This window comes from Streptomyces sp. NPDC055632, assembly GCF_053618675.1.
On record NZ_JBSHHY010000010.1, the window covers coordinates 76,430 to 102,202 of the forward strand.

Genomic DNA, 25,773 nt, shown 5'->3' on the forward strand with positions numbered 1-25,773 from the left:
GCAACTATCTCCACCTCCGAGTCACATGGAGATTCGGAACCCCCCAGTCGTCCAAATGTGCGAAAAAAGGATTGTTGAGAAGCGAGCGGGGCCGTCGCTCAGTCCGGCAAAGGGCTACCTACGGCCGAAACGGCGTCTCTTGGATGCCTTGCTCCATCCGGTCTTGGTCGTTGTGGTCTTGTCCGTCGCATCGGTTATCGATGCGGGTGCCTCCGGTGCAGGGCGGTGGATGAGGGTCACTCCGTCGTGATCGACGGGGTGCCAGGCATGGTCGAAGGTGCGGAAGGTATATCCCTGCTCGTTGTTGGTCGTGTGGGCGAGCAGGGCTCTGCCCTGGCCGGCGTACTGCTGGACCTCGTGCCACAGGACATCGCGGATCCGTGCCGAGGGGTTGCCGATGAAGACTCCGGCGGAGATCTCGAGGAGCCACCGGGTCAGGAAGCCCCGCAGGCCCGCGGGGCAGTTGGTCAGGACGATGACGGTCACCAGGTCAACGCCGTTTCCTCGTAGTTGTTCCTCTCGCCGTCTCCGTAGTTCCGGCCGGCGGGCACCTGCTCGTTCCTGTCGCTCTGCAGCGTCACGACGTCCCAGGCGACTTCCAGGTTCACCGGCGTGGTGTCGTCGGTTCCGAGGAGGAGCCGCTTGATGTCACTCACGCAACGGTCGAGCAGGGCTGTTTCGTGGATGCGGTCGCGCAGGGCTCTGCGGGTGCGGGGCCCGATGTCCTCCTCGCCCTCGGCGGCGACGTCGAAGGCCAGTGGGATGCCTATGTCCGTCTTGTAGAGGTCGGCGATGTCCAGGACGAAGGAGAGTTCGTGGCCGGAGTGGACGTAACCGAGCGCAGGACTGCAGCCCAGTGACGTGACGACGGCGTGGGCGACGCCGTACATGCACTGGGCCGCTGCGGTGATCGCCTGGTTGACGGCGTCACCGGAGGCGAAGTCCCCCGGGACGTACTTGCGGCCGCGCCACGGGACCCCGGTACGAGCGGCCTGGGCGTGGTAGCACTTCTTGACGCGGTCGCCCTCGCGGCCGAGGAGTTCGCGGCGGGTCAGCCCACTCGGGTCCTCATCGGGGAACCGCAGCCGGTACATGGCGCGCGCGACGGCGAGACGTGAACGGTTATTGGTCCACTGAACGGCCTGCGCCTCGGCGAGTGCCGAGGAGCGGGTGAGGGCGCGGCCACTGGCGTAGTAGCGCACGCCTCGCTCTCCCACCCATGCGACGGCCGCCCCGGTTTCTCCGAGGACGCTCATCGCCTGGTGGGTGACGCGGGTGCCGGGCCCGAGGAGCAGGGTGCCGATCGTGGCTGCCGGGATGTGGGTGATGCCGTCGGCATCGGTGGCGGTGATGGCGTTGGCGTCCCGGTGCACCGTGCACCGCTCCAGGTAGACGAAGGAGAGGCGCTCGCTCGCGCGAGTCAGCGCGCGCGGAGTGAGTGCGCCGCGCCGGGAGACGGTCGTCAACGGGACGCTCCTTGCAGGAAGGGGGCAAGGGTCATCAGGCCGCATCCGTAGGCCTTCGCCTTCCCGAGGCCCTGGGTGAGGGTGCGACGCATGAGGTCCGGGTCGGTGACCTCCAGGCGGCCGTCGAAGGTGGCCGTGACGAGGGTGACCGGCTTGCCGCGCCTCACACCGGTGGCACGGGACTTGTCGAAGGCCAGGGAACGCCGGTCGTGGACCGTCAGCTCATACCGGTCGCCGTGGTGTTCTCGGCCCTGGTGCGTGGTCCCTTCGGACAGCAGTTGTTTCTCCTTGGGCTTTTCGAGGATGCGGAATCCGCTGTGCTCTTGCCGGTCGGAGTCCAGCAGCCAACCCATCTGGTGGTACGGAGTCAGGTGGGCCGTCCGTTTGCGGGGCCCGCCATCGGCGCGGCGGATGTGATGCACGGGGTTGGCCGTCAGCCGGAAGGCCCACCGGTCCCCTTTGGTCAGGCGGCTGAGGAACGGGGCATAGGGGCGGGTCTGCCACCCGGGGCCGTCGACCAGGGCTGTCGGCCACCCTGCCTGTTCGACCAGATGCGTGAGGTCGGGGGCATGAGGACTGACGAGGAAGAGAAGTACTTCACCGGGAGCGTTGTGGTCCAGGCGCCACAGAACCCGGGGGGTCTCGGGCGCGGGCTGGTCGGTGGGCAGCAAAGTGGGGAACGACGACATGACGGCTGCGTGCAGGACCTGGCGGGAGGACAGCAGGCGTCGGGCGCCGATGCGGGCGGTGTTCACCCGGAAGCGGGTCAGGTACATCAGTCGCTCTCTTCTGGCAGCGCGTCGAACGGGTCGTGTCGGGGGACTACCGGAATCTCGACTTCCTTGCGCGTGATCGTGCGCAGGGCGTGGCGTCGGTGTTCGGCGGCGAAACTGACCGGCTGGTCGCGGACCGTGTCCGCGACCACGGCGTTCTCGGGTGTTTCGTAGAGGACGGGAAGCCTCACGACCGATTTGTCGGCATGCAGTCTGATGTGCCAGGCGGATGCCTGCCACGGTTCGCGTTCCAGGGCCTGCAGCAGGTTCAGTTCCGGGTGGAGACCGAGTTCGAGGGGTTGGGCCGGCGGGCAGGACCGGCGTCCGAGGAACGGCGGGTAGGCCGGTGTCCGCAGAGCCGCGTACAGGTCGGTGAGGAGGCCGAGGTCTCCTGCGACGGCGGCGACGAAAACGGCGTCGGCGAGGTAGAACCGCTCCGACAGGGGCATGGACTTGTCGGTGTTCCAATGGATAGCCGTCTGGAAGTCCCTCAGCCGGGTGCCCGGCTGGTCGATCCGTACACCGAAGCGGAGGGCGGCCAGGGGCCTGAGCTGTTCGTCGTCACCGCGCTGGATGCCTTGTGCCGAGGCGAGCAGGCCGATGACACCACTCTTGGTCGGTGCGGATTCGGTGGTGCGGCGGGTGAATCGGGCCGTGGCCCCCCACGACTGCAGGGGGCCGGCGAGCCTGAGGGTCAGGACGCTCATGCGGGCGTGTCCAGGCGTACGGCGACGGCTCGCCCGACGGCTGCGGTGAGGTCGCCGATCGTTTCCGCCTCGGTGCCGATGCCGCTGAGCTTCTGGGTGTTCGGGCCGACCCGCAGAACCCAGGTGAGGGTGGAGGCCTCGTCACCGTACTTGTGCTCGATGTCGGGGATGTACTCGGCCAGGCGCTCGACCGCTTCGCGGAGGTGGCCGCCCTGGCCGCCTCGTACCGGTTCTTCGAAGGCGGAGACGAAACTGACGGGGCGGGTGGTGCGGAGTTTGACGATCACCGCCTCGGGGCGGGTGTGATTCCCGAAGGTGTTGATCTTTCCCTTGGGCAGGGACTCGATGAAGCTGCGGACGAACGCTTCGACGGCACGGCGGACCGGCGTGGTCTTCGACTCGTCCTCACGCAGGCCCTGGCCGAGGTTGTGTGCCAGTTGATGGATGCCGAGTGCCGCGTAACGGTAGAGGGTGGCGGAGTTGAAGTCGACGGTGCCGATCATGCCGGCGCCTGGCTCGTCGTCCTTGTTCCTGTCGTCGACGGCCGTGTAGTAGTCCGACTCGTTCTCGACGCGGTGGACGCTGATCGCATGGGCAACCTGGGCGGCGGCATCGACGTTGATGTCGGTGACATCAGCGACCATGCGGCCGAACAGGGCGATGTCGACGGAGTGGCGGGTGTCGGCCAACGCCTTGGCCCGCTCCTTGTTCTTCTTCTCCTTGAAGAAGGCCTTGCTGTCGGCAGCACCCTCGACGGCGAGTTCGGCAAGGCCGTCGAGCTGGCGGGAACTGAGGAACATCAGGTACTTGGCTTCGGCGAGCGGCTCGGAGTCACCGTTCTTCGATGCGGCGTCCGCCTTGCGCTTGGGAACCTCGATCTTCAGGCCGGCGGCCTGGACGACCTCGGCGGCCAGCTGCTGCGCCGGACCGCCTTCGAGTGAGGTGTCGGCGGAGGCGATGCGGCCGGCGATCACCTCGACGATCTTCTTGGTACGGACGCCCAGCTCCCTCGGGTCGAGGAGCTTCTCCTCCTCGAAGTACGACCGGGTGGCGCGCTTCCACGCCTGGCTGGAGACACGGGCGCGGGGTACTCCGCCGTAGACCGCCGTCTTGGGGGCGCCGGTGTCGTCACGGTTGAGGTTGCTCGGCGGGACGGTCTGGAGCGCGTGCACGTCGAGGTAGAAGCGGTTCACGAAGCGTCCTTGTCGGTGGAAGAGGCAGAGCCGAGGGTGTGGGGGGAGGTGCCGGGAGCTGCTTCCGCAGGAGCGGCATCATCGGGTGTGCGGTCATGACGGTCCTGCCAGGCGTGGAAGGAGCGGCCCCATGCCGTGCGGACCCGGTCCGGCCCACCGGGCCACTGCCACTGGTAGAGCTGTCCGGCGAGCAGGCCGTAGTCGAGGCGGACTTCTTCGCGCCGCAGGAGCGTGATGATGTCCCGCAACCGCTGGGCGAGGGCGGTCAGGTCGGGGGCGCTCCCGGCACGGACCAGTCGCTTGCGCAGGGAGTCGTCGATGTCGTTCGGCGGCATCAGCCGGTGGACCGCGGCTCCCAAGCCCCTGGGGCGCTCGCGTCTGTGCAGCTGATGCATTCCGGTGCCTCGCGACTGTTGGTGCAGGGCCCAGAGAGTGAAGCAGACGTACAGGGCGTCCTCGGCCCGTAGCAGTTCATCCTCGCTCAGCGGGCGGCCCTCGCGGCGCACGTCGTGCAGGAGCCGGGTATCGACAAGTTCCCAAAGGTCGGGCACCTGCCCTGCGGACTTGCCCGCTCCACGGCGCAGACGGGCCAGAGCCGCGACCGCTTTGGCTTCGTCGTTGAGGTATCCGTACTGCCATTTGCTGATGCGCTGGTGGGCGAGTTGGGCGACCAACTCGCCCACCAGCGGCAGATTCGTGAGGGCGGTCGTCATACGTACACCTTCGGGGGAGATTCCGGCCCGTCGTCCGTGTCGGACAGGGAATCGGAGGGAAAGGGCTGGCCCAGGCACGTGCGCAGCCGTCTGCGGAACCATCGGTCCGCCAGGGCGGAGTCGAGCCACACGGTGCCCTGCTTGAACGGCACCACCCGTCCCTGCCGTGCGGCATCGCCGGCGTCGACGATCATCCGATGGCCGAGCCGGGAGACAATTCTGTAGACCTGGGCCTGCCAGGCGACCCGTTCCCCGAGCGGGTCGTCCGACTGCCCCAGAGCGGCAAGCCACCCGCGGTAGGCGCCCTCCAGCTCCGCGAAGGCTCGGTCGCGCGCGACGAGGCGAGGACTTTCGTTCTCCGTTCCAGCCGCACGTTCCAGGTCGGTGGCAAGGTCACCGAGTGCATTGACCGCCTGGTCGGCGTCTCCGACCGCGTCGATGGCCTGTTGCGCGTATTCACGGTCCTGTTCGTGCAGCAGTACTACGTCCATCGTCAGGTGGTCGTCGACGACTTCGTCGATGACGGACTGCTGCGTTCCATAGGTGGTGCCGACGACACGGGTCCGGATGAGGAAGCCCCGTGGCAGCTTGCGCCGCGTCACGAGACGGGCCACCCAGTCCAGGATCCCGGGCCGCAGGTAGGAAGACACACCGGCGCTGTCCTGCTGGTACTGGGTGGGGTCGGCGATCAGCGAGGCAAGTCCGCGCCACGCGGACCGTGCCGGATCGTGCTCGCGTGGCAGGTAGACCAGGGGCTCCCCGTGCTTCTTCTCCTGTGCCCGGCTGCGCCGCCAGGCGGTCATCGGCTCGCGGGTGTGCATGTTCCGGGCGGCCAGGGGATCGCCGTAGCCCAGGACGACCCCATGCACGCCCTCCGTATCGGCGTGCAGGCGCAGACGCCGACTCTGCCATGTGTACAGGTCGCGCAATCCCGTCGGGGTGCGCTCCGATCCTCCGGGGCCGTCCGGCTCGCGCCGCCACGCGGGCCGGTCCCCGTCCTTCATGACCGAGCTGCTCGTATCGGCTGCCATCAGGTTGAGCAGCAGCGTTTCGCGCAGATCGCGTCCTTCGACGAAGACCCCGCCGAGGTTGCCGGCCCAGCCGACCCCCAAAGGGTAGACCTTCCCGCCCTTGGCCCGTGCGTCGCCCACCATGCCGCTCTTGATGCCGGAGGTGTCGTACGCGTGCACGTGCACCACCCATCTCGCGGCTTCCGCGAAACTCAGCCGGTCGACGGCAGGAAGCCGTGCGGAGAAGAACGGCTCGCCGTTCGGCACATCCGCCACGATCCTGTTGAGCGAGGACACCTCGTCCTTCGGGGTACGCAGCTGTGCCGTCTGGAAGAACGGCGCTTCCGCGTCCAGCAGGTCGAACCTGCTGCGGTGAGTGTCGAGGTAATCGACCACTTCGGCGAAGCACCGAGGATCGTTCCACAGCCGCGCCCAGTGCTCGATGTCGTTCGGACCGTCGAGCGCGTCATGGGCGATCGCGAGCAGTAGTCGTAGCAGGGCAAATTCCTGCGTGGGCAGATCAACGGTGACCCGACGCAGATGACCGGCCTGCTCAAAAACCTGACGTAGGGACAGTTCCCTTTGCTCACCATCTGGTTGGAGCACTCCGATCCACGGCTGCTCCGTCAAGTCGAACGACAGTGTTCTCCCGTCCGCCTCATACGTCTCGGACACGGGTCACCTCGAGTCCCTCGGTCTTGGAGTACCGGAGCGAGAAGCCTGCCAGGCAGGCCCGACCGTGCTCGTCGAGGGGAAGGACCAGCTCACCGGCGAGCCAGGAACTCTCCTTCGACTGCCAGGCCTCGACGATCAGTCCCTCGAGTTCGGCGATGGCCCGGTCCATGACATCGCCGGAGAACTCCTGCGGGAGACGCAGTCCGCTCGCCGCAGCCGCACGGGCTGCCAGAGAGACGGGCACCTGGTCCTGCGGCAGCTCCAGCCCGCCAAGCCACCGGCCTTTGCGGTCCTCACCGAGCCATGGAACGGTCGTCAGCCTTCCGTCTTCCCGTTTCTGGACGACGATGACCTCCAGGCTCTCCCTGCTGTCACGGACCTGGGCGCGCCCTGCCCGTGTGTCGTCCGCGTCCCCCGTCCCCGCGGCCACCCAGCCGAAAAGCGGTTCACCCGGCTTGCAGACGTCACCGAGCCTGAACGTGGCCGCTTTCTCCCTCTGCCGGGCACGGTGCTTCTCGTGCTGTACCCGTGCGTCGTCCAGAGCCTCGGCCCACCCTTCGGGCTGCACGGCTCCGTCCCCGTAGGCGCCCTGCACCAGTGGGCTGATGTCCTCGGGCAGCCGTACCGGACTGCTGTCGCCCGCAGAGATGTGCGGGCGCAGGACCGCTGCCGATCGCAGAAGCGGATACGACCCGTACACGGCGACGGAACCCCGCACCGGCACCGGGACCCGCTCGGACCAGTCGGCGCCGGTCACCAGGCACCGGGGTTCACGCAACCGCTCGGGCCGGTCCCCCTGGTCCACTCCACGCCGGTGCCGGTGCAGACGCCCCATACGCTGGAGCAGAAGGTCCACCGGACACAGGTCGGTGACCAGGAGATCGAAGTCCACGTCGAGAGACTGCTCGGCGACCTGGCTGGCGACCACGACGTGCCGGCCCCCGGGCCGGTCGGCCGCATCTCCCGGAGGCCCGAACCTGCGCAGGAGTTCCTTGTCGTTCACCGCACGGTCCATGTCCAGGAAACGAGCGTGTGCGACGGTGACATCGTCGCCGAACCGCTCACGCAGGGCACGCGCCGTATCCACCACACGCTTCACCGTATTGCGCACCACCAGCGCGCACCCACCGCCCGCGAGTTCCTCCTCCAGTCGGTCCGTGAGGATGTCGAGGTCGTCGTCGAGGGACTCCAGCCGTACGGACACACCTCGTCCGGAGGCGGCTGGGCGCCGCACGACGGGGGCCCCGCCTGCGGACACCCCGGTGAGCAGCGGATACTCCGAAGCCGTCGAAACCGCGTCGAAGGCGTCCTTCGCCGCGGCGTCACCCGTGCAGACACTGGAGCCGGCGTAGGCCTCGACGAGTTCACGCCTCCGGCCCGCTGGCAGAGTGGCCGACAGGATGACCACGGGGACCTTGTAGGCCCCCAGCCACGAAAGGACACGATCGAGGTAGACGCTCATGTGTGTGTCGTACGCGTGTGCCTCGTCGATGACGACGACCTTGCCCGCGACCGCCAGATGCCTCAGCGCCAGGTGTTTGCTTTTGAGACCGGCGAACAGTAGCTGGTCCACGGTCCCGGCCACGAAGGACGACAGCGTCGCCTTCTTGCGGCCCCGCAACCAGGTGTGGGCCACCAACTCCGCCACAGCTTCACGATGTGCGCGGGGCGGCCGACGGTCCTGCCGACCGGCGTCCACGTCCATGGCGGCCACAGGCCGGTCACCCCGCATGAGCTCGGTGAAATCGTCGTTCAGCGCGGCCTTGGAGTGCGCGAGCAACACCGAGTGGGACCGGCCCTCCAGCGAAGGCAACCCCTTCAGCCATCTCAGCAGTCGGGGAAACATGGCGTTGCCCGTGGCCATCGTCGGCAGCGCGAAGAACACTCCCCCGGCGCCCGATCGGGCTGCGAAGATCTCCGCGACGGCCAGTGCCGCCTCCGTCTTCCCCTCTCCCATCGGCGCCTCGATCACCATCAGACCCGGAACTTCCATGGACCGGGCCAGCACGACGGCCGCCTCCTGGACCGGACGCGCCTTCGCTCCCTCGGGAAGCGCGAACCTGGACGCGAACAGCTCCTGCGCGGAACCCGCCGGATCCGTGGGACGCCAGGCGCCGGGCAGATCGAGACCCCGCCATGCCGCAGCCGCCCGTTCCGCCCCCGTGCGTGGTACGTCGAGCGGGTAGTAGGGAAAGAGCTCCGGATTGCTGGCGATCCAGTCGGAGACGATCACCAGTGCCGTCAGCAGAACCTGTACCGGTTGCGGCAGTTTCACCGCACGCCATTCCTCCAGCCGGTTCCGCACAGCGAACTCATCGGCACACGCCTCCAACAGCTCCGTCTGCACTCGACGCCACACGACCCGGCTCACGCCCGACGACCGCAACAAGTGTCCGCGGTTCTCGAGGGCATTGATCTGAGCGTCCTCGGGCGGAATCCCGTGGTGGCCGCCCACGACCACGGTGAACTGCCAGCACTGCTCAGGCTCCCAGCCGTGACGCTCCTCCAGCCACTCTCCCAGCAGAATCTGACCGGCAAGGCCGTGCGGCGCCAGCCTGCGATCGGGGCCCATGGCCCCCTGTGTTCGCATGTCCAGGCCCCTGGACCGCATGGCATCGGCCAGTCCCTCCACCTGACAGGCGAACGCGGGGGTGGCCTTGCCGATGTCGTGCAACCCAGCCAGCCACACCGCGAGCAGACGCCCGTCGGCCTCACCGCCAGGCAGCGCTTCCCCGATCAGCCGGCGCACGTTCCAGGGCAGCCAGTGATCCCACAGCATCCCGGCGACAGAAGCACTGTCCTCCATGTGTTGCCACAACGGCAGCCACCCGTCCGTATCCCTGTCGTGCTTGGCCCACAGTACGAGCACCGCTCCGTCGAGCCTGCTCCGAAGGCCCGAACGGCCCTCGTCCTCAATTGCCATGGAAGAGGAATACACCGCGCTCCCGTGCCGAGGAGCGCACTCCAGGGAAAAGGCGGAAAACCACATTACTTTCCACGAAAAGAGTTATACGCAACGACCCGACGTGTAACGTCGATCGGATCCCGTTAAGGACATCGGCCGACCAAGCCGGTACGCCCAGAGCTGCCCTTCCAACCGCTCGACGGACTCGCTGTGGTCCACACGCTCGGAGATGACTTCCGGTTGACACGTTACGCACAGCAAGAACGGAACTGGTCCTCGCGGGCCGAAGAAGGAAAGGCCTCGTCCGCTTCGTTGAGCACAGATCGACCGCGGCTGTTTCCCGAGTCTGCGGGAAGCAGGTCAGACACAGCGTGTAGGAGCACTGGCCCGTGGGGGCATCCCCGCGGGTGCGGGGAGCAGTTGTGGGCCTTGATCACGGCCGTGCCGCCCGAGGGACCATCCCCGCAGGTGCAGGGAGCAGACGGGACCGAGCGACGTCCCGACCTACGTGACGGGACCATCCCCGCGGGTGCGGGGAGCAGTCTTGTACGCGCGGCCCGGATCGAACGTGGTCGGGACCATCCCCGCGGGTGCAGGGAGCAGACGGCGCCGTCACGGCGGCTGATGTACCGGTCGGGACCATCCCCGCGGGTGCGGGGAGCAGTCGACGACCACCGGGATCGCCGTCTCCACCTTGGGACCATCCCCGCGGGTGCGGGGAGCAGACCCGCCTCACGGTCGCCTCCAAGACCGCCAGGGGACCATCCCCGCGGGTGCGGGGAGCAGCCCCAGGGGGAGGGCGGTCCCGAGACCGTCGGGGGACCATCCCAGCGGGTGCGGGGAGCAGGACATCGAGACGATCCAGCTCGGTGCCGGTAAGGGACCATCCCCGCGGGTGCGGGGAGCAGGCTGACGGCCGACTGCGCGACCTTGAGGGACGGGGACCATCCCCGCGGGTGCGGGGAGCAGCTGGTGCGGGCTTTCGCCGGGTATGTATCGGCGGGACCATCCCCGCGGGTGCGGGGAGCAGATCCACGGAAGCTCGGCGTCGAGCGTCATCAGGGGACCATCCCCGCGGGTGCGGGGAGCAGCGTCATGCCATGGATCAGCCAGGCATCGTGGAGGGACCATCCCCGCGGGTGCGGGGAGCAGACCCTCATCCACGAGTTCGTGCACGCCGCCCAGGGACCATCCCCGCGGGTGCGGGGAGCAGACCTGCCAGTGCGACGGCGCGAACAGCGCGTTGGGACCATCCCCGCGGGTGCGGGGAGCAGCAGGGCGGTCACCGCGGCGGCGGCCGCCGGGTGGGACCATCCCCCGCGGGTGCGGGGAGCAGCAGTCGACGGCGCTGTCGGCCGGTACCGGCATGGGACCATCCCCGCGGGTGCGGGGAGCAGCGGCCGAGGATCGAACCGTTACCGATCGCGGGGGGACCATCCCCGCGGGTGCGGGGAGCAGTAAGCCACCGGCCGCGACCCCTTCGCCGCGACGGGACCATCCCCGCGGGTGCGGGGAGCAGCCCCGGCGCAGACCCGGCGAGGCCGTGGACTCGGGACCATCCCCGCGGGTGCGGGGAGCAGCGGCCTTGCGGCGGGCCATCAGGCGGCCTTAGGGGACCATCCCCGCGGGTGCGGGGAGCAGCCTCCTTGACCTGCAGTTCTACCTCAGTCTCACCCCGGACTGAACCACTTTCACCGAGACCGGCAAATCCACCATTTAGCCAATTCACCTCGACAATCCGACAGAACGAACCGCGAAAAGCCCTGCAACAACCGACGGATCGGCGCGCGAGTGAGGGAAGAGGGACTAACTCGGTAAGCCAGGCCTGTCGGACCAGGGGCCGTTCGCCCGAGCAGGCGGTAATCCCGGTCCGGCCGTGACGATGCCCCGGCCGACCGGAGCAGACAAAACAGCCACCGGCCATTCCTGCGGTACACCCCCAGGGTTGTCTCAGTTGTCGGCCCTCGACTTCGCCGACCTCCGCAAGGGCAACCCCCGCTCGCGATCCTGGCGTCGGTGGGCGAGCGTCAGCGTGCAGGTCCCGCATGTCCCGTACGAGGACGTTGACCGCGTTGCCTTCCGGCGCGACGCGCGGTTCTCCCGTCTTCGTCGTCGTGGTGAGCTGGAAGGCGGACGGGCAGGAGGGTGCCCTGTCTGCGCCTTGGCCTATCGATGCAGCATGTGGAGCGTGCAATCCGCTTCTTCCGTCGTAGGAGGGATGTGCGGGTGACAGCGGTGGTGTGGCAACGCCCTTGAGGGACGACTTCCCGTTCCAGCAACACAACGCAGCTTTGGCCATGGCACACATGCTGTGCGAGCCAGATCAAGAACACGCTGAACGTGTCCTCAGACCCCGTTTCAGAGTTCGGGTCTGTGCCGGCCCGGTTCGTCCGCCAGTACATATCGGGCAGCCTGGCCGGCGGTGAGAGTATGCCGCTCTCGGCACAGGAACGAGACATCCCGGAGAAGACCCGGACCGACATGGTCTCTTCGGCCGTTTCATCGGCTCGTGACCGCCATGCGCTCGGCGCACCGTCCGGCCGGTCATAAACGTGGGTGGTCCGCGACGCGTACGCACGTCGCTCCCTTTCGGTGGCTTCGGCCCTGAAGAGGTCGTGGTCGAATGGGAGTGCGCGTCTGCCGGCGTGAAGCCGGCTCCGCCCCTCGTCGTCACTCCTCGCGCAGGCCGTCGAGCAGGGTTCGGGTCGCTCTCACGCCGTCGGCGTAGACCTGGGGCAGATCCCCGTGGAGCCGCGTGAAGAGCGCCAGTGATTCTTCGGCCGCGGCCAGCGCGGCGTGTCGTTCCCCGGATTTTTCCAGAAGGACCGCGTGGTTGCGGAGCAGTAGCGCGAGGTGGGGTGTGTGTGCCTGCGGGTTGCGGATCTCGAGGCCGCGGAACATCCGTACCGCCTCCTGCGTGGTTTCGAGCGCGGCGAGGTGCTGCCCCGCCTCTTCGTGCTCGACGGCCAGGCCTCCCAGCGCGGTGGCGAGTGCCGCCTCATGGGCTCCGGGAGAGTCCGCCACCAACCGGCGCAGGAGCGTCACCGCCTCCTCGTTGGCCCGGAGGGCCTGACCGCGCCTCCGCAGGACGCCGCACCGTGCCGCGAAGCTGTGCAGTGCTTCGGCGAGCCTGAGCGTGTACGTACGGGGGTCGGCGGTCGCCAGCCGCCGGTAGAGGTGGACGGCTTCCTTGGCGGCTTCGAACGCCTCGTTCCGCTCGCCGGTCACCCCCAGCTGGGCACCGAGATTGTGCAGTGCCAGGGCGACGAGGGGTGCCGCGACCTCGGGAAGCTCGGTGGCGAGGCGTCGCCCCACGTGCAGGGCCTCCCGGGTCGCTTCGATCCCTTCGCGCCGCCGGCCGACCTGGAGGAGCTGCACGCCCAGGTTCAGGAGCGACCGGGCGAGTCGTGAGGTATGGGCTTCGGGGTCTTCCGTGACGAGCCGCCGCCATGTGGCCACCGCTTCCTGGGCGGCCTCGAGTGCCTCGCGCGAGCGGCCGACACGGGTGAAGTGTCCGCCGAGCCCCGTGAGGGCTTCGGCCAGGCCGACCGCGTGCGCCCGCGGGTCCCGCTCCGAAAGCTCCCTGACGAGCGCTACGGCTTCCTCGGCCGACGCGAGGCCCTCCGGCGTTCGTCCCATCGCGTCGAGGGCCGTTCCGAGGGAGAGGAGGGCGTGGGCGAGTTCGGTGGTGCGTGCTTCTCGGCCGGCGGTGACGGGAAGTCGGAGGATGGCCACGGCCTCCTCGCCCGCGGCGACGGCCTCGCGATGGCGGCCGATCTCGCTGAGCCCGAGCGCGAGGTTACGCAGGGCGCCGGCGAGATCGGCGCGGCGCTCGTGGTCCTCCGGGGCCGCTGCCCGCCGGTGCAGTTCCACCGACTCCTCGGTCGCGGCCACCGCTTCGCGCAGTCGGCCGACCGCCTTCAGACGGGCGCCCCGTCTGCGGTGGGCGGCGGCGCGGTCGGTGTCGGTGCCGGCCTGCTCGCAGCACCGCTCGGCCAGGGCGAGTGCCGTTCGGGGGAAGACACCGGGACCCCAGGGGAGCATGCGATGCCACGTGTCGGCCATCTCGTGGGTGAGCGCGGCCGACCGCACCTCTTCGGCGAGGACGGCGTCGAGACGTCCGTGGCCCCGCTCCGCGAGGACGAGGGGGAAGAACAGCGCCGGATCGGTGCGGAGGACCGCGAGGAGTCCTCCGACCGCCTCCGGGGAGGCGTGGGCCCCGCGGACGAGGCGGTGGATCAGTCGTGTCGCGGCCTCGGGTACCGCAGCGGCGTCGGTCATGGGCCGGGCTCCTGTCACGCGGTCGTGGCGGCGCCGGCGAGAGCGGCGGCGAGGCCGGGGTCGGCGGCCACGCGCAGGGCGGCGTAGCGATCGACCAGATGGGCGGGCAGATGGGGATCCAGCCATTGACCTCCCCGCTGCTTGTACAACTGGCGCAGCCACAGGGCCAGTTCGGTGCGCTGCTCGACGCTGCTGCCCGTCAGTCCCGGGAGGTGGGCCAGGCGCCGGACGGCCTGCTCCAGGCTGTCGGCGCCGAGAAGGGCGGCCGCTGTCATCGCGCGCTGCAGAACCGTCAGGGGCAGGGGGACGGCGGGGTGCTGGGCGGCCGCGTCGACCCGCCACCACGCTTCCTCGGCGGTGAACAACTGCCGGAGGGCCGTGGCGGGGTCCACCGATCCGGCAAGACCGCCGTAGGCGGCGATCGCCGCCGCGGCGTGCAGCTCCGCCACGGAGAACGACGTGTCCGCGCCGTCCAGCGCGACGACGGGGACGGGACGGCCGAAGTGCCGGGCGAAATGCCGGACCGCGCCCTGGAACTGCTGCGCCTGGTCCTCGGGACCGGCGAGAAGACCGCTCAGGGTCGTGCGTCCGGCCGGAACGAGGGCCGCTTGCTCGGCCGGGTCCATCGACGCCCGGAGCCCGGCCCACCAGGAGGAGAACTCCCGACCGCACAGGACGACCTTGACCCGGCCCTCGGGTATTTCCGCCAGCACGCGCAGCATGCCCGCGACGTCTTCCTGGAGACGGGGCGAGGCGTCCACGTCGTCGACGATCAGCAGGACGCGGTCACGGCGGGCGGCCGCGGTCTCCATCGCGGCGACGGCATGGCCGTGCCCGACCCAACCGCACGCCACGCGCCCACCCTCCAGGTGCTCCACCAACTCGACCAGAAGGCGCGTCTTCCCGCTTCCCGCGTCACCCGTCACCAGCCACACGCGCCCGTCGCGGGTGCCCCGGCACCACTCGGCCAGGCTCAGCAGCTCCGTCCGGCGCAGGGGGGAGAACGGCACCACCCTCTCGTCGGGGTTCAGTGCCTGGAGGACGCCTCCCGAACGGTCCCCCGGGCGGGACCCCACGGCCACCGCGGGTGCCGCCAGCACCCACCGCGACCACGAAGCGTCGGCCTGCGCCACTCCCTGCCGGCGCTGCCGCCAGGCGTCCGCGAGCATGACCAGACCGCCGGCGCCCGCGCCGAGCCCCGCGGCCACCGGCGCCGGCACGAAATTCGCCAGCGCGGCCCACGAACCCGCCGTCGCCCCCAGACCGCCGGCCACCCCGACCGACACCCACCGGAACCTGCGCCCCACGCTCCACCCCCCGAACCGCGGACCGGCCTCGCCGAGCCCGACTGCCCACCCGCCCAGTGTGACCGGCCGACGCCGCGAGCGCGGCCGATCGCGCGCTTCCGGACGGAGATCCCGCAGCCCTCACGCCCGCCGGGGGCGCGTCACCAGGTGGACGGCGCCGGCGGCGCGACGACCGGGGGGCGGTCGTCGCAGGTGAGGGTGTTCGGCAGCATCCAGGGCGCGAGCCAGCCGCCGTCGTTGCCGCCGAGGTCGGTCAGCGCGAACTCGGATCCCGTGGCGGGGAAGTTGAAGGAGCCGCAGTTGTTGACGCCGACGGCCCCGACGTTGCGGGCGTCGACGTTCTCGAAGGTGGCGGAGCCCTTCACCCGGGCGCTGAGGACGGAGTTGCCGGTGCCGTCGACGCGGATGTCCTTGAAGTGGACGGCCGGGAGGTCGACCTGGTCCTTCACCCCGTACTCGCTGACGAGCATGATCGCGTTGTGGGTGGAGTCGAGGTAGTGGTCGCCGGTGACGCGGACGTCGGCGTCGATGCTCCGGTCCAGGGCGTAGAACCAGATGGCGCCGAGGCCGATCTTCCAGTTGAGGTCGAGGGTGCCGGCGCGGACGGTGGTGTTGCCGGTGAAGCGGAGGATGCCGGTGAAGGGTTCGGCGCCGAAGCGGGAGCCGGCGTGCAGGGCGCTGCCCTCGCGGACCGGGTCGGCGACGAGGTTGCCGCTGACGGTGTTGTCCTCGCCGCCGTAGACGGCGATGCCGTTGGCGAGGGTCGGGGACTGGACGGTGTTGCGGGAGAAGGTGTTGCGCGCGTCGGCGGTCGTGTCCGACCACATGGCCAGGCCGTCGTCGCCGGTGTTGCGGACGAAGTTGTTGTGGACGAGCGAGTCGGTGACGCCGGTGTGGAAGTTGAGGGCGTCGGCGATCTGGTCGGTGATCACGTTGTTCGTGACCCGTACGTTCGACATCGGGCCGTCGAACCACAGGCCGACCTTGGTGCGGTGCAGGTGGAGGCCGTCGATCGTGGAGTCGCTCATGGCTCCGCCGATCGCGTTGACCTGGTCGGTGTCGATCCGCTCGCGGACGTCACCCTCGATCGAGAAGCCGCGCAGGTGCACGTCGCGGCTGCCGCCCTCGGCGGCGCTCCTGCCGTAGAGGCCGACGCCGGTGTGGCGGGAGCCGTCGGGCGCGGGCTCGGCCAGGGTGACCTGACGGCCCTTGAGGACGGTGTGCCAGTTGCCGGCGCCGACGATCGTGACGTCGTCGACGACGATGTGCCGGTCGACCCGGAAGGTGCCCGGCGGGAGGTACACGGGCCGGTCGACGCGCCGGGCGAAGGCGATGGCGCGCTCGATGGCGGGGGCCGCGTCCCGGCGGCCGGTGGGGTCGGCGCCGAAGGCCAGGACGTTCACGCCGGCGCGCTCCACGTGCGGCGGGGCGACCAGTTCGGTGTCGAGGAGGTCGATCACGGTCCAGGCGGCGGGGCTGCCGGCGGGGACGGTGAGGCGGATCCGGTCGCCCGCGCGGTGGGTGCGGCCGAGGAGGAGGCGCTGCTCGTCGTAGAAGTGGGTGGGCCGGAAGGGCTTGGTGATCTCCGGCTTCGGCGTGGTGGCCGCCGGGACGCACGCGCACTCGGTGATCCACCAGTCGGGGTGGAGCAGGTCGGCGCGCGGGTCGTTGGTGAAGGGGTACTGGTTGTACAGCCAGGAGTACTGGGAGGTCAGCGTCATCGTCCCGCGGTGGCGTCCGTCGACGGTGACGTCGAGCGGAGCGGTGATGCCGCCGCCTCCGGGCGCGTCGGGGATGCTGTAGCGGACGGTGAGCGCGTTGGCGTTCCGGGGCAGGACGAACTCGACGTGCTGTCCGGGGGCCAGCCGTACCGCGGAGCGTCCGGACGCCTCGGAGGGGAGCGTGTACGGGGTGCGGTCCGGCCCGATGACCGTGCCGTCGGTGGCGGCGTTCTCCGCCTCCTGCTCGTCGAAGGCGACGGTGGCGCCGCGGCCGGTGACGAGCTCGGGGGCGAGGGCCGCCCTGGTGACCACAGGGCGGGCGGTGCCGGCGGCCGGCTTGCGGTCCGCCGCGTCCGCCGTACCCGCCGCCGCGACGCCGTCGAGGGTGACGCTCATGCTCAGGGCGAGGGCGGCGGCGGCCAGGAAGGCTCTTCGGGCGCTGCGCGCGCCGCGTCCGGATCGGCTCGGATTCATGTCGGGCTCACTTCTGTCTGAGGTGACGCGGGGCTGTCCGGGGTGATGCGCCTGCGCTGGGTGGTGCGGGCCCGTCCGGGGCGATGCGCGTCTGCGCTGGGTGGTGCGGGCCCGTCCGGGGTGATGCGGGCGTCGCCCGGGCCCGGGCCCGGAGCGTGGGAGCGGCAGGCCCGGTGCGCGGCCCCTCCCCCGAGGGGCCGCGCGCCGGGCGTCCCGCCGTGGGCGGCGTGGTCAGGTACGCAGCCAGACGGCGGTGTCCGGGGGGAGGGTGCCGTCCGCCGACAGCTCGTCGCTGGCCAGCAGGACGCCGGTGTGCGGCGGAAGCGGTACGGGGCGGTCGGAGAGGTTGACGGCGCAGAGGAGGTTCTCGGCGCGGGCGAAGGTCAGCACCCCCTCCGGCGACGGCAGCCATTCCAGGGGGCCGTCGCCGAAACCGGGCTCGCCGCGGCGCAGCCGCAGCGCCGTGCGGTAGAGGCCGAGCATCGAGCCGGGGTCGGCGGCCTGCCGGTCGACGGCGTAGCGGGCCCAGTCGGCGGGCTGCGGCAGCCACGGTTCCGTACCGGCGTGCGTGCCGAAGCCGTACGCGGGGGCGTCGGCCTCCCACGGCAGGGGGACGCGGCAGCCGTCGCGGCCCGGGTCGGTGCCGCCGGAGCGGGCGTGCATGGGGTCCTGGATGCGGTCGCGGGGGATGTCGGCCTCGGGGAGGCCGAGCTCCTCGCCCTGGTACAGGTAGACCGAGCCGGGCAGGGCGAGGGTGAGCAGGGCGGCGGCGCGGGCCCGGCGGGTGCCGAGGTCCAGGTCGGTGGGGGTGCCGAAGCGCTTCTTGGCGAAGTCGAAGCCGGTGTCCTCGCGGCCGTAGCGGGTCGCGGTGCGGGTGACGTCGTGGTTGCAGAGGACCCAGGTGGCGGGGGCGTGGACGGGGGCGTGCTCGGCGAGGGTGTCGTCGATGGTGCGGCGCAACCGGTCCGGGTCCCAGGGGCAGGCGAGGAAGTTGAAGTTGAAGGCGGTGTGCAGTTCGTCGGGGCGCAGGTAGCGGGCGAAGCGCTCGGCGTCGGGCAGCCAGACCTCTCCGACGAAGACGCCGCCGTACTCGTCCGCGATGGCCCGCCAGGAGCGGTAGACGTCGTGGATCTCGTCGAGGTCGATGTACGGGTGGGGGTCGACGCCCTCGGTGAAGTCGCGGAGGTCGGGGTCCTTGGTGAGGAGGGCGGCGGAGTCGATGCGGACGCCGGCGACGCCGCGCGCGAACCAGAAGCGCAGGACGTCCTCGTGCTCGCGGCGGACGTCGGGGTGGGCCCAGTTGAGGTCGGGCTGTTCCGGGGTGAAGAGGTGGAGGTACCACTCGCCGTCGGGGGTCCGGGTCCAGGTGTTCCCGGAGAACTGCGAGGGCCAGTCGTTGGGCGGGAGTTCACCGTGCTCGCCGCGCCCCGGGCGGAAGTGGAAGCGTTCCCGCTCGGGGCTGCCGGGGCCGGCGGCGAGGGCCTCCCGGAACCAGGCGTGCCGGTCGGAGACGTGGTTGGGCACAATGTCGACGATGACGCGCAGGCCGAGTTCGGCCGCTTCGGCGATGAGCTTCTCGGCCTCGTCGAGGGTGCCGAAGGCCGGGTCGATGGCCCGGTAGTCGGCGACGTCGTAGCCGCCGTCCACCATCGGGGAGGCGTACCAGGGGGTGAACCAGACCGCGTCGACGCCGAGTTCGGCGAGGTGGGGCAGTCTCGCCCGGACGCCCGCGAGGTCCCCGGTGCCGTCGCCGTCGCCGTCGGCGAAGCTGCGTGGGTACACCTGGTAGATGACGGCGTCGCGCCACCAGTCGTCGGTGCGGGGCGGTTGAGGGGCTGCCACGGGACGTTCCTTTCGGGCAGGGCGGTTCTTCGCCGCCGGCCCGGTGGCGGGGCGGCGGGTGGGCCGGCGGCGAAGGCTTATGGGGTGCGGGCTCGTGACGGGGCGGGGGCTCGGGCCTGTTCAGCCCTTGAGGCCGCCGGCCGTGAGGCCGCTCATGATGTTCCGCTGGAAGACCAGGAAGATCAGCAGCGTGGGGAGGGAGGCGATGGTGAGCGCGGCGATCAGGACGTTCACCGGGACGCCGTTGGAGAGCGAGTAGATGCCGACGTTGAGGGTCTGCTTCGACGGGTCGGGCAGGGTGAGCATCGGCCAGAGGAAGTCCTTCCAGACCCCGACGATCGCGAAGATCGACACCACGCCGAGGATGGGCCGGGAGATCGGCAGCACGATCGACCACAGCACCCGCGTGGGCGAGGCGCCGTCCATCGAGGCCGCGTCGAGCAGCTCCTTGGGGATGGAGTCGAAGAACCGCTTGAGCAGGAAGATGTTGAAGGCGTTCGTGACGGCCGGGAGCCAGATCGCCCACGGCGTGTTCAGCAGGTTGCGCTCGACGACCGGCACGTCGAGCACGGTCAGGTACTGCGGGACGACGAGGACGGTCGCCGGGATCATCAGCGTGGCGAGCATCATGCCGAGGATCGCCTTGCCGAACACGGGCCGCAGCTTCGACAGCGAGTAGGCGGCCGCCACGTCGAGGACCAGTTGGAAGGCGAGGGCGCCGAAGGCGTAGTAGAGGGTGTTGAAGAGGAGGGTGGCGAGGTCCATGACCTCCCAGGCCCGTGAGTAGTTCTCGGGCTCGAAGGTGTTCGGGACCAGGGTGGGCGGGGTCTGGATGACCTCCTGGGCGTCCTTGAAGCCGCTGGACACGAGCCAGTAGAGGGGGCCGAGGAAGACCAGGGTGAACAGGAGGACGACGGCGGCGAAGACGGTCCAGTAGAGGACCTTGCCGCGGGGCCTGGCGAGGACGGCCGGCGAGATGAGCGTACGTGTGGACATGGCTGGTCTCCGGTCCTATTCGTCCTCGGCGCGGCTGAGCCTGACGTACACGGCCGAGAATCCGGCGAGCAGTACGAGCAGGAGCAGGCCGAGCGCCGCCGCGGCACCGTAGTTGTTGAAGTTGAAGGCGTACTGGTAGATGAGGTAGACGATCGTGGTCGTCGAGCCCTCGGGGCCGGCGCCGCCGGTGAGCAGGAACGGCTCCACGAAGACCTGCATCGTGGCGATGACCTGCATGAGCGCCATGAGCGAGAGGATGAGCCGGGTCTGCGGGATGGTGACGTGCCAGATCTTGCGCAGCAGTCCGGCGCCGTCGAGCTCGGCGGCCTCGTACAGCTCGCCGGGGATGGACTGGAGCGAGGCGAGGTAGATCAGGGTCGCGCCGCCCATGTTCATCCAGGTCGAGGCGATGACGACGGCGAGCATCGAGATGTCCGGGTCCTGGAGCCACTGCTGTTCGGGCAGGCCGATCGAGGTGAACAGCTCGTTGAGGAGGCCGTAGCCGGGGTCGTAGAGGTACTTGAAGAGCAGGACCGAGGCGACGGGCGGCAGCATCACCGGCAGGTAGACGAGCAGCCGGAGGTAGCCCTGGCCGTGGTGGAACTCGTTGATGACCACCGCGACGAGGAACGGCACCGCGAACCCGAGGAGCAGGGCGAGGACGGTGAACAGGGCGGTGTTGCCCCATGCCTGCCAGAAGGCCGGGTCGTTGACGACCGTCACCAGGTTGTCGAGGCCGACCCAGGTGGTGCGGCCGTTCTCCGTCTTCTGGAACGCGAGGAGGAACTCCCGGACCATCGGGTACCAGGAGAAGACGCCGAAGCAGAGGACCGCGCCGATGAGGAAGCCGTGGGCGGTCAGGTTGCGCCGCAGGGCACGGGCGAGGCCGCCGGGGGCGGGCGCGGTCGTCTTCTCCCGCGGCGGGGCCGGGCGGGCGGGGTCCGCCTTGCTCGGGGTCAGGCTGGGGGCCGACATGGTCGCTCCTTGGTGCTGTCTGCCGGTTCTGGTGCCCGATCGGGCGGGCTGATGGGGCGGGGCGGCGTCCGGCCGGTCCCGCTGGGCGGGGGCGGGCGTGCGCCCGCCCCGCGCCCGACCGGTCACTGGTTGGCGAGGACCTGGTTGACCTGCGTCTCCGCGGTCGAGAGGAGCTTGTCGATGTCGGCGTCCTTGTTGGTGAGGATGCCGGACATGACGTTGTCGAGGACCTTGTAGACCTCCTGGGCCTTCGGCGGCTCGGCCTTGCCGGCGACGGGGTTGTCCGTGAAGGTCTTGAAGTTGGCGACCGGCATGGTGGCGTGCTCCACGCGGGCGGCGTCGTCCTTCGTCTTGGACCCGTTCAGCCAGAAGTTGGGCTGCGGGACGCCGACGGGCAGCTTGTCGGCCTTGGTGCGGGCCCAGTCGAACTGGCCCTTGCCGACGGTGAGGTTCTTGAAGTTCAGCCAGGCGATCGCGGCCTTGATCTTGTCGCCGGAGATGCCCTTCTTGATCATGTAGTTGTTGCCGCCGGCGAGCGTGTTCTTGCCACCGGGGATCGGGCCCATGCCGAAGTTCTCGTACTTAGCGCCGAGTTGCTGGACCATGTAGGCGATGTCGTCGGGCGCGGCGAGGAACATGCCGAGCTTGTCGGTGGCGATCTGCTTCTGGAGGTCGCCCCACTGGAGGAGCTGGGTCTTGCCCATGGAGTCGTCCTCCCAGCGCATGGCGTGGAGGTTCCGGGCGACCTGCTTGCCGAGGTCGTTGTTGAAGGCGGCCTTCTTGCCGCTCGCGTCGACGACGTCGCCGCCGACGCTGTACATCTGGGCGGTGAAGTGCCAGCCGCCGGTGTTGCCCGCGCTGTACTCGCCGAAGCCGGCGGTCCCGTTGCCGAGGCCGGCGATCTTCTTGGCGGCGGCGCGGACCTCGTCCCAGGTGCGCGGCGGGGCGTCGGGGTCGAGTCCGGCGTCCTTGAAGAGCTTGCGGTTGATCAGCAGGCCCATGGTGTAGTTGCTGGTGGGCAGGCCGTACAGCTTGCCCTCGTGCTTGAGGGAGCCGAGGACGTTCGGGTCGATGTCCTTGAGGAGCGGCACGGTCTTGTCGTTGACGTACGCGGTGATGTCGGCGGCGCCGTCGTTGTCGAGGACCTGCGGCAGGTCGGTGAAGTACGTGTAGAACACGTCCGGTTGCGACTTGGCCTTGAGCATCGCGGTGAAGCGCGGGGGCTCCAGGCACTGGCCGGGGGTGGAGCGGCCCTCGATGGTGACGTTCGGGTACGTCTTGTTGAACTCGGCGACGTCCTCCTTCCACTCCTTCAGCTCGGCCGCCTTCGCCGTGGGCGGCATGCAGTCGATGGTGAGCGTGACCTTCGTCTTGGGGTCCAGCGGTGCGGTGGGGTCGGACGAACCGTTCTGCTGGGATCCGTCGCTGCTGTCGTCGCTGCTGCTGCTCGTGCCGCAGGCCGCGAGCGCGGTCAGCGACAGGGCGGAGACGAGGGTGATCGCGGCGGCACGACGGCTGCGGCGGAACCGGGCACTTCTCATGAGTGGACCCCTTTGGGCATGGATGAGGAAAGCGATGCGTGAACGTGGAGGTCACCCCACCGCTGGTGGCGTTGCGGGGGTGCGGCACACTCAACCACCACCAACAAGTGAACGCAATATCTCGCGCTGATTTCGCAATTGTGCGACAGGGGGGTGTAATCGAAACGTGACCGGCGTGTACCTGGCCGACAGGGGCCGGGGCTCGCACGGAGGCGCGCCAGGACCCCCGCGGCACGGGCCGGCCGTGGGGGCGCGCCGGGGCGCCTCGTGGCGCCGCGGCCGGTCCAGACCCCGGGAGAGGGCCTGGACCGGCCACTGTCACCCGCGGGAGACACCCGCGGGCGGGCGGATCACGGGTTGATGTTGATCTTGAAGGTGGAGGTGTTGTTGCGGATGTCGACGGCGTTGCCGTTCATCCGCAGCCCGTTGAAGGTCACCTCGCCGACGGCGGGGCCCTGCCCCGACTCGGGCATCTCGTTGGCCCAGAGGCCGAAGCCGGACTTGGCGTCCCAGGCGTCGCCGCTCTTGCGGGCCCCGGTGATGGAGATGTCCGTGAGGACGGTGTCCTTGATCGGGAACTGCGGCTGTCCACCCACGTAGTTCGTCTGGAACATGATGCCGCTGTAGGTGGGGTCGACGATGTCGACGTGGTTCACCCGGATCCCCTGGAAGACCTTCGAGGCGGAGAAGAGCCAGATGCCGGGGAAGGTCTGGTTGCCCCAGAAGTGACCGCCCGCCCGGACGATCGAGATGTTCTCGAAGGTCGTCGGCTCGGTGCCGAAGCCGTTCATGGCGTAGCCGAAGTCGAGCGAGGAGATGGTGACGCCGGAGTAGACCAGGGTGTCGGCGATGTGGATGTTGCGGAAGGTGTTGCTGTAGCCGCCGTAGACGGCGAGGCCCGCGGCCCGCCAGGTGAGCGTGCTGGTGAGGTTCTCGTAGACGTTGTTCTTCATGTCGGCGCCGCCGGCGTCGATCGCCGAGAACAGCGCGAAGCTGTCGTCACCGGTGGCCCGGGCGTCGTTGTTGACGACGTGGTTGTCCGTGGAGCCGTTGGTCATGTTGACGCCGTCGGCGAACATGTTGCGGATCCGGGAGTTCTTGATCGTGATCCGGTCCGCGTTCGCGCCCCAGTAGAGGCACACCATGTGCTCGTTCCAGATGTCGTCGATCACGATGTCGGTGACGTTCGCGAAGTCGAACACCTTGCCCGGGCCGTCGATCCGCGAGGTGTAGTTGCCGAAGTAGGCGAAGCCCTTGAAGAGCGAGCCCTTCGCCGCCGCCTCGGCGCGGAAGCCGACGTCGGTGTTGTCCTGGGTCGAGGGCGCGTGGAACTTCGTGTACCAGGGCCCGGCGCCGACCACCTTGACGGCCTTGCCGTACACCTGGAACTTGCTGGACGTCTGGTAGTCGCCGGGCGGCAGGTAGACGCCGGTGAGCCTGCCGGTGGTGTCCATGCGGACCTTGTCCAGGGCGTTCTGCACGTCCTGGTGGGTGAAGCCGACCGGGACGGTGTACGCCGCCGGGTCCGGGTTCGCGACCGGGGCGACCTGCTCCAGGTCGACGAAGTCGATCGCGTAGTACGCGGCGCTGTTGGCGGCGTCCTTCTGGAGACGGATCCTGCTGCCGGCCTGGACGGTCTCGCCGAGGAGCAGGTGCGCCTCGTCGTAGACGTGACGCGGGCCTCCGGAGCCCGGGGAGTTGCCGGGCGCGATCTCGGAGCCGTACAGCCAGGCGTACTTCGAGGTCAGCGGGAGCGCCTTCTTGAAGACGCCGTCCACGTAGACGTTGATCGTGGAGTCGATGCCCCCGCCGCCCGGGGCGTCCGGGACGGAGAAGCGGGTGACCAGGGTGTTGGTGGCGGCGCGGGCGGTGAACTCGACGTACTCCCCCGTCGCGTCCAGGTGGGCGGCCTTGCGGCCGGAGGCCTCGCCCGCGATGTCGCCGACGGTGCGGTTGGGTCCGACGACGGTGGCGCCGCCGCCGACGGTGCCGTCCTCCGCCTCGTACGTGGTGTACGGCATGCTGGCGCCGCGCCCGACGAAGAGCGGCTGGGAGGCGGTGTTGTTGGCGCGCTTGACCGGCAGCTCGCCGGCGTCGTCGGCCAGGACCGTCCGCACCGTGTACGAGCCGTTGACGGCGGTCCACGGGCCGAGGGTCACCACGGTCGAGGCACCGGCGGCGAGGCTGCCGCCGTAGGAGCCGGTCAGGGTCTTGACCGTGGCGCCCTGCTTGTCGAGCAGGTTCAGGGTGACGCCGTGGCCGCCCGCCGAGGTGGCCTGGTTGCCCTGGTTCCGCACGGTCGCCCGGAAGGAGACGGTGTCGCCGGCGGACGGGCTGGACGGGGTGGTCGTGACCGAGGCGGTGACCACGTCGGGGCTGGTGACCGGCTTGACCACGAGCGGGGCGGGGCTGGTGTGGGTGTTGTTGGACTCGTTCTGCTCGATGACCGCGTTCGCCTCGTCGGCGACCGCGCTCAGCTCGTACGAGCCGGCCTCCCGCGCGCCGATGGAGGCGCTGACGGTGGTCTGCGCCCCGGCGGCGAGGGCGCCGACCTGGGCGGTGGCGACCTTGGTGCCGCCCAGGCGCAGCGCGACGGCGCTGGCCGGAGCGGCGGCCGGGCCGCTGTTGCGGACGGTGGCGCTCACCGTGATCTGGTCCGACTCGACGGGGGCGGCCGGCGTGGTGGTCAGGCCGGTCACCTCCAGGTCCGGGTTGGGCGCGGGCACGCCGATCACCTGGAACTCGGCGAGCTGGCCCGCCGAGGAACCGGTGTTGGCGGTGAACCTGAGCTGGACGTCGGCGACGCGGGCGGTGACCGGGACGGTCACGGTGTTCCCGCCGGCCGGGTCGAAGGTGTAGCTCTTCGCGGCGACCAGGCTCGTGAAGCCCGAGGCGCTCTGCTCGCGCCCCAGGACCTCGACGGTCTGGTTGCGCGCGGCCCAGGCGGTGGCCGGGTCGAGCTTCAGGACGAGCCGGTCGAGGTCGGCGTTGGAGCCGAGCTTGACGGTGAGGGTGTTCGGGTAGCTGCCGCCCGCGCCCTCCCAGTAGGTGCCGGTGCTGTTGTCGTTGGCGTTCGCCGCGACGAAGCTGTGCACGGTGGAGGAGGCGCTGATCGGCTTGCCGACGGCCAGGTTGGAGCCCGTGGAGCCGCTGCCGTTGCGGGTGACGGTGTTGCTGTTGACCGACTGGTTGCC

At 69.9% G+C, this 25,773-nt stretch carries 16 protein-coding genes and 1 CRISPR repeat array; all 16 genes read right to left on the reverse strand.

Going from position 1 to position 25,773, the window contains the following annotated elements:
- Nucleotides 1-114: 114 nt before the first annotated feature.
- Nucleotides 115-486, reverse strand: a complete 372-nt coding sequence (gene cas2e / locus ACWGSR_RS15825) for a type I-E CRISPR-associated endoribonuclease Cas2e (RefSeq protein ID WP_453566888.1) — start codon at nt 484-486, stop codon at nt 115-117.
- A complete protein-coding gene (cas1e, locus tag ACWGSR_RS15830) occupies nt 483-1,466 on the reverse strand; it encodes a type I-E CRISPR-associated endonuclease Cas1e (RefSeq protein ID WP_453566890.1) in 984 nt (327 codons plus the stop codon). Before cas1e ends, cas2e begins: the two co-directional genes overlap by 4 nt.
- Entirely contained in the window at nt 1,463-2,242 is a 780-nt protein-coding gene (gene cas6e / locus ACWGSR_RS15835; RefSeq protein WP_453566892.1) for a type I-E CRISPR-associated protein Cas6/Cse3/CasE, read from the reverse strand. The genes cas1e and cas6e overlap by 4 nt, the downstream gene beginning before the upstream one ends.
- Complete coding sequence (cas5e, locus tag ACWGSR_RS15840) at nt 2,242-2,946, reverse strand: type I-E CRISPR-associated protein Cas5/CasD (RefSeq protein ID WP_453566893.1); 705 nt, start codon at nt 2,944-2,946, stop codon at nt 2,242-2,244. The genes cas6e and cas5e overlap by 1 nt, the downstream gene beginning before the upstream one ends.
- Nucleotides 2,943-4,139, reverse strand: a complete 1,197-nt coding sequence (gene cas7e / locus ACWGSR_RS15845; RefSeq protein ID WP_453566895.1) for a type I-E CRISPR-associated protein Cas7/Cse4/CasC — start codon at nt 4,137-4,139, stop codon at nt 2,943-2,945. The genes cas5e and cas7e overlap by 4 nt, the downstream gene beginning before the upstream one ends.
- Nucleotides 4,136-4,852, reverse strand: a complete 717-nt coding sequence (gene casB / locus ACWGSR_RS15850; RefSeq protein WP_453566897.1) for a type I-E CRISPR-associated protein Cse2/CasB — start codon at nt 4,850-4,852, stop codon at nt 4,136-4,138. Before casB ends, cas7e begins: the two co-directional genes overlap by 4 nt.
- Nucleotides 4,849-6,537, reverse strand: coding sequence for a type I-E CRISPR-associated protein Cse1/CasA (gene casA / locus ACWGSR_RS15855; RefSeq protein WP_453566899.1), 1,689 nt, complete (start codon nt 6,535-6,537; stop codon nt 4,849-4,851). The genes casB and casA overlap by 4 nt, the downstream gene beginning before the upstream one ends.
- Nucleotides 6,521-9,460 (reverse strand): CRISPR-associated helicase Cas3', encoded by a 2,940-nt coding sequence (gene cas3 / locus ACWGSR_RS15860; protein WP_453566901.1) that lies wholly within the window; start codon nt 9,458-9,460, stop codon nt 6,521-6,523. Before cas3 ends, casA begins: the two co-directional genes overlap by 17 nt.
- Before the next feature lie 373 nt (nt 9,461-9,833).
- Nucleotides 9,834-11,083: direct repeats of the CRISPR family, unit length 29 nt; unit sequence GGGACCATCCCCGCGGGTGCGGGGAGCAG.
- Between the two features lie 1,029 nt (nt 11,084-12,112).
- Complete coding sequence (locus ACWGSR_RS15865) at nt 12,113-13,723, reverse strand: tetratricopeptide repeat protein (RefSeq protein WP_453566903.1); 1,611 nt, start codon at nt 13,721-13,723, stop codon at nt 12,113-12,115.
- 14 nt (nt 13,724-13,737) lie between these two features.
- Nucleotides 13,738-15,009, reverse strand: a complete 1,272-nt coding sequence (locus tag ACWGSR_RS15870; RefSeq protein ID WP_453566905.1) for a hypothetical protein — start codon at nt 15,007-15,009, stop codon at nt 13,738-13,740.
- A 161-nt stretch (nt 15,010-15,170) separates the two neighbouring features.
- A complete protein-coding gene (locus ACWGSR_RS15875; protein ID WP_453566907.1) occupies nt 15,171-17,225 on the reverse strand; it encodes a glycosyl hydrolase family 28-related protein in 2,055 nt (684 codons plus the stop codon).
- 231 nt (nt 17,226-17,456) lie between these two features.
- Nucleotides 17,457-19,067, reverse strand: a complete 1,611-nt coding sequence (locus ACWGSR_RS15880) for a glycoside hydrolase family 13 protein (protein ID WP_453566909.1) — start codon at nt 19,065-19,067, stop codon at nt 17,457-17,459.
- 120 nt (nt 19,068-19,187) lie between these two features.
- A complete protein-coding gene (locus ACWGSR_RS15885) occupies nt 19,188-20,063 on the reverse strand; it encodes a carbohydrate ABC transporter permease (RefSeq protein WP_376238121.1) in 876 nt (291 codons plus the stop codon).
- A 15-nt stretch (nt 20,064-20,078) separates the two neighbouring features.
- Entirely contained in the window at nt 20,079-21,038 is a 960-nt protein-coding gene (locus tag ACWGSR_RS15890; protein ID WP_453566912.1) for a carbohydrate ABC transporter permease, read from the reverse strand.
- Nucleotides 21,039-21,160: 122 nt separating this feature from the next.
- Nucleotides 21,161-22,579, reverse strand: coding sequence for an extracellular solute-binding protein (locus tag ACWGSR_RS15895; RefSeq protein WP_453566914.1), 1,419 nt, complete (start codon nt 22,577-22,579; stop codon nt 21,161-21,163).
- 350 nt (nt 22,580-22,929) lie between these two features.
- The coding region (locus tag ACWGSR_RS15900) for a CARDB domain-containing protein (RefSeq protein WP_453566916.1) at nt 22,930-25,773 on the reverse strand (2,844 nt) is incomplete at its 5' end.